Origin of the sequence: Streptomyces aurantiacus JA 4570, assembly GCF_000414115.1 — a bacterium.
Taxonomy (GTDB): Bacteria; Actinomycetota; Actinomycetes; order Streptomycetales; family Streptomycetaceae; genus Streptomyces; species Streptomyces aurantiacus_A.
The window spans coordinates 1-4,281 of the sequence record NZ_AOPZ01000231.1 but is presented as its reverse complement, the minus strand read 5'-3'; the positions used below and the strand labels follow the sequence as shown (position 1 = coordinate 4,281).

Sequence of the window (4,281 nt, the reverse complement as noted above, 5' to 3'; positions counted from 1 at the left end):
GGGTGGGCGGGTGGGAAAAAAATCCGCCGCGAAGCGGCGGGAAAGGGCCCCCGCCAGGAGGAGAACCGCCCCTGCTCAGGGGAGGCGAACGCGGGCCAGTTGGCGGGACTGGGCGACAAGCCGATCGGCGGAGTCCCAGACTTCGGCGTCCTCCTCCAGGAAGCCGCCGGCCAGGTTACGGGTGGAGATGGCGACACGGAGCGGCCCGGGCACGGGCCGGGCCCGGACGTGGACGGTGAGTTCGACGGTCGGCACCCACCCCTTGAGCCCCAACTCGAACGCCGTGGGCGGCAACGCGTCCACGGCGAGCAACAGCGACAGCGGATCCGCGGGCCGCCCGTCCGCGAGCCCGAACCACCCCCGCATCTCCCCCGTGCCGGACGGCTCCCCCAGCGCCCACCCCAGCGTCGCGGGATCCAGCTTCAGCCACAGCCGGTCGGCGATCGCGGACGACCCGGGCACGCCACGCTGGTCGGCCGGCGCATCGTCGGCCCCGAAGCACTGCTCGACGGGCGGCAGCACCGGCGGCTTGGCCGACGTCCGCACGTCGTCGGGCAGCGCGCCGAGGTCCCCGTACGAAGCGAGCACCCGCAGCCGCTCGACCTCACGCCCGTCGGCCTCGAACTGCACGAGCGACGCCTGCCCGGTGGAGAGCCCCCGCCCGGTCCGCACGGTCTGGGTGCGGACGACGGCGGGCCCGGGGTCGGACGCCGTCAGATAGTGCGCGGAGATCGTGAACGGGTCGGGATGCGGCAGCGCCTGCGCGAGGGCGCGGCCGACGACCGCGAGGAGATAGCCGCCGTTGACGGCGTTGACGATGGTCCAGCCCGCGGAGAGGTCGGCGTCGTACACGCCGGGCTCCCGCTCGGTGACCGCCGTGTCGCGGTCGAACTCGCTGTCCCCCACCGTCGCGCGCGATACCGGCGCCTCAGATGTTTCCACCATGCCAGCAACGTACAACAGAAAACTACTGAGCGGTAGCTTTTTTCTCGTCCCCGAAGCACACGCGACCGTCGCCACCACCGGCCGCGGGGTCGAGACAGACCTCGGCCCGGCCGGCGTCGCGGGCCGGTGTCATCGGGGTCGCGACGTAGTCCTCGGCGCTCCGCGCCAGCGCCCGCTTGGTGCGCGCGCCCGGCTGGGACAGCTCGATGCGGTCGCCCACCCGCAGGTTCATGCCGCGCGCCCAGACCGCCCCGCACCGCTCGCTGTGCCGGATCTCGACGCGCTGCCCGCCGGGGGCGGTCCGCACCAGCGGCGAGACGGCCATGCCCTGCCTGCCGCACCCCATCTTCTTGGGGTCCTTGCCCTCGCAGGACCGCGCGCGGCACCCCGGCTCGAACTGCGCCGCGGGCGCCGAGGACTTCACACCGGCCGCGTCCCTTCCCGAACCGCCCGTGCCCCCGGGCCCGACGCCCGTCGACAGCACCACCGCCAGTGTCACGGCGGCGACAGCGGCCGCCGCTCCGCCGCCCACCAGCGCCGTACGCCGCCCGCGCCGGGCCCGGCGCACGGCCGCGGCGGACGGACGCGGTGCGGGCACGTCCGCCGGTGTCGACCTCGCCCGGCCGCTCCACGCCGGGTCCGCGAGGCCCCACAGCGCGAGCAGCCGCCCCGGTGGTTCCTGCGCCACCTCGCACAGCGATTCCACCGCCTGCTTCGGCGGCTGCTGCTTGCCGTTGAGATAGCGGTCCCAGGAGGACTTGCTGTACGGCGTGTGCCGCGCGAGCGCGGCCAGGCTCAGGCCGGCGCGTTCCTTCACCTCGCGCAGCTCGGCGGCGAGGCGCGCGCATTCGAGCGCGTTCACCGTCGCAGCGCCCCCCAGGTGTCCGGGCCCACGATGCCGTCGGGCGCCAGGTGTTCGGCCTTCTGGAAGCGCCGGGCCGCGTCCTTGGTCCGCTCTCCGTACGCGCCGTCCACCGTGCCCGGGTCCTGGCCGTGGTGGCGCAGCAGGCACTGGGCCTCCACGACGTCCCAGCTCGTGCTGTTGGTGTCGAGCAGTACCTCGGTGCTGAGGCTGTACCCGGCGTACAGGTCGCCGTCCTTGCGGCTGATGTCGCAGCGGTGCCTCTTGCCGGGCCGGAAGACGAACACGCCCCGCTCATCCCCCTGTTGGCCCTGCTGCGACGCCTGCTCCTGCCGGTCCCGGCGGCCCTCGGACGAGGAGCCGTCGCCGTCCCACGGGCGGCCGATGAGCAGGCCCGCGACGACGGCGAGCAGGGCGGCGCAGACCACGCCGGCGAGGAGGCGGCGGCGCGGCACCCCGGGGCTGCGCGGCGGTCCGTCACGGCCCCCGTCCGTCCCCTCGGCCCCTTCCCCGCCCACGGCCCCCTCGGGGCCTTCGCTCCCCCACGCCTCCACCGCCACGTCCCGCAGCGCGAGCAGCCGGCCGGGGTCGGCCCCGCACGTCCGGGCCAGCTCCTCGACGGCCTCGCGCGGCGGTACCGCCTTGCCGTTGAGGTAGCGCGCCCAGGACGAGCCGCTGTAGGAGGTCTTGGCGGCGAGGGCGGACTGGCTGAGCCCGCTGTGGTCCTTCAACGCCCGCATCTGTACGACGAGCTGCCACACCCGCCGGTCCAGCGAGGCGGGCAGCTCCTTCCAACGCGACATGTTCCACCCCTGGCGCGTTCGATGTCCCCCGAGGCGAGTGCCTGCCGCCGTGTGGCCGCGGCGGGCCGTACGCCCTTCCTCCGAAGGATGGCAAGGCCGCGCGGTCCGGTTCCAGCGCTTACCCGGCCACCGTTCAACACGCGCCATGGTCGACAGGCCCGCGCCCTGGTTCACAAGCGGTCCCGCCGTCCCACGACGACAGCACGGGACACAGCGTTCGCGCAGGTCAGAGGAACGGGCCTCCCGCGAACCCGCCACTTCGCGGCTCGCCCTGTCCGCCCCGCCGCGGCCGGGCGCAGAGTCGGTGACGCACGACGGGCGGCGTGGTCCACCCCACGCCGCCCCACCGCGAACGGCGCACCACCGCACACCTCATCCGCACGCAACGCGGGAAAGGACGAAGCCACATGATCATCGGTAAGCGCGTAGCTCTCGGCACGGCGGCTCTGGCTCTCGGAGGCGGCCTGATGGCCTCGAGCGCGGCGCCCACCGCCTTCGCCTCCCAAGGGCCCGGCGCCCAGCGGGCACCGGGGGCCGGCGCGGCCGTCGTGGACCAGGCGATCCAGCAGTCCGGCGAAGCGCGGCGGCCCGGCTGTGCCTGGCCGAACGTCTGCTTCTACAAGGGCAACACCCTGCTCGCGAAGTACAAGGACATGGGCTACCAGAACCTCGGCCCGCGGGCCAAGCAGGCCAAGGTCATCACCAACTCCCGCCGTGACGACGGCGCCAAGCTCTACTTCGTGCACACCAGCGGCCAACGGAAGTCGGCCTGCCTGAAGCCGCGCACGACCGGCTCCGTCAACCCTGGCTGGAAGCCGTACGCCATCGACATCCGCAACAGCCCCAGCTGCCGGTGACCGACCGGCCCTCCGGCGGCCCGTCCTCCCACGGGGGAGAGGACGGGCCGCCCGTCTGCCCCGTCCCGTCGTGTCAGACGGACTCCTCGGCGGCGGAGGAGCGGCGGTTCCAGGCGCGTGGTGCCCGCCAGTGGTAATGCATCGCGAGCAGCCGCAGCACGAACGCGGTGACGACGGCGAGCACCGTCGTGATCCCGTTCAAGGCGTCGAAGCGGATGCACAGGGCGACGATGGTGGCGCCCACGATGGCGGGGACCGCGTACAGGTCCCGGTCCCAGCGGACCAGGGACGGCACCTCGTTGGCGATGATGTCGCGCAGGACGCCGCCGCCGACCGCCGTGGCCAGGCCCAGGGTGGCGGACGCGGTCAGGCCGAGGCCGTGGTCGTACGCCTTCGTGGTGCCCGTGACGCAGAACAGGCCGAGGCCGGCCGCGTCGAAGACGTTCACCGCGAACTGGGTGCGTTCGACCTGGGGGTGCAGGAAGAACACGAGGGCCGCGGCGAACAGCGGGGTGAGGAAGTAGCCGAGGTCGGTGAAGGCGGCCGGGGGCACCGCGCCGATCACCAGGTCGCGGAAGAGGCCGCCGCCGAGGGCGGTGACCTCGGCGAGTACGGCGATGCCGAAGACGTCGAAGTTCTTGCGTACGGCGAGGAGGGCGCCGGAGATCGCGAAGACGAAGATGCCGACGATGTCCAGTGCGTGCTGGACCCCCGGGCTGAACAGTTCCTGAAGCACGCGCCATTGTCCCCCCGCCCGGGAGCCAACCCTCCTGCCCCAGCCCCAGAACGCCCCCGGGGCCACCCCCGCCCCCCG

At 73.8% G+C, this 4,281-nt stretch carries 5 protein-coding genes; 1 reads left to right on the top strand and 4 read right to left on the bottom strand.

From position 1 onward, the window contains the following. Positions 1 to 75: 75 nt before the first annotated feature. Genes STRAU_RS22425 through STRAU_RS22415 form a run of 3 tightly spaced genes read right to left on the bottom strand, consistent with a single transcriptional unit; the run spans position 76 to position 2,610 of the window. Positions 76 to 945 (bottom strand): thioesterase family protein, encoded by an 870-nt coding sequence (locus STRAU_RS22425; RefSeq protein WP_037661129.1) that lies wholly within the window; start codon positions 943 to 945, stop codon positions 76 to 78. Between the two features lie 22 nt (positions 946 to 967). Further along, positions 968 to 1,807, bottom strand: coding sequence for a helix-turn-helix domain-containing protein (locus STRAU_RS22420; protein ID WP_016642666.1), 840 nt, complete (start codon positions 1,805 to 1,807; stop codon positions 968 to 970). Further along, complete coding sequence (locus STRAU_RS22415) at positions 1,804 to 2,610, bottom strand: helix-turn-helix domain-containing protein (protein ID WP_016642665.1); 807 nt, start codon at positions 2,608 to 2,610, stop codon at positions 1,804 to 1,806. The genes STRAU_RS22420 and STRAU_RS22415 overlap by 4 nt, the downstream gene beginning before the upstream one ends. A gap of 407 nt (positions 2,611 to 3,017) precedes the next feature. On the opposite strand from STRAU_RS22415, the gene STRAU_RS22410 reads away from it, so the two are divergent. After that, positions 3,018 to 3,467 carry a hypothetical protein gene (locus STRAU_RS22410; RefSeq protein WP_016642664.1) on the top strand — a complete coding sequence of 150 codons (450 nt, stop codon included), beginning with the start codon at positions 3,018 to 3,020 and terminating at the stop codon, positions 3,465 to 3,467. A gap of 73 nt (positions 3,468 to 3,540) precedes the next feature. Here the strand turns inward: STRAU_RS22410 and STRAU_RS22405 are convergent, their stop codons facing one another. Next, the gene (locus STRAU_RS22405; RefSeq protein ID WP_016642663.1) at positions 3,541 to 4,203 is read right to left on the bottom strand and encodes a trimeric intracellular cation channel family protein; all 663 of its coding nucleotides are present in this window, start codon (positions 4,201 to 4,203) and stop codon (positions 3,541 to 3,543) included. Positions 4,204 to 4,281: the final 78 nt, after the last annotated feature.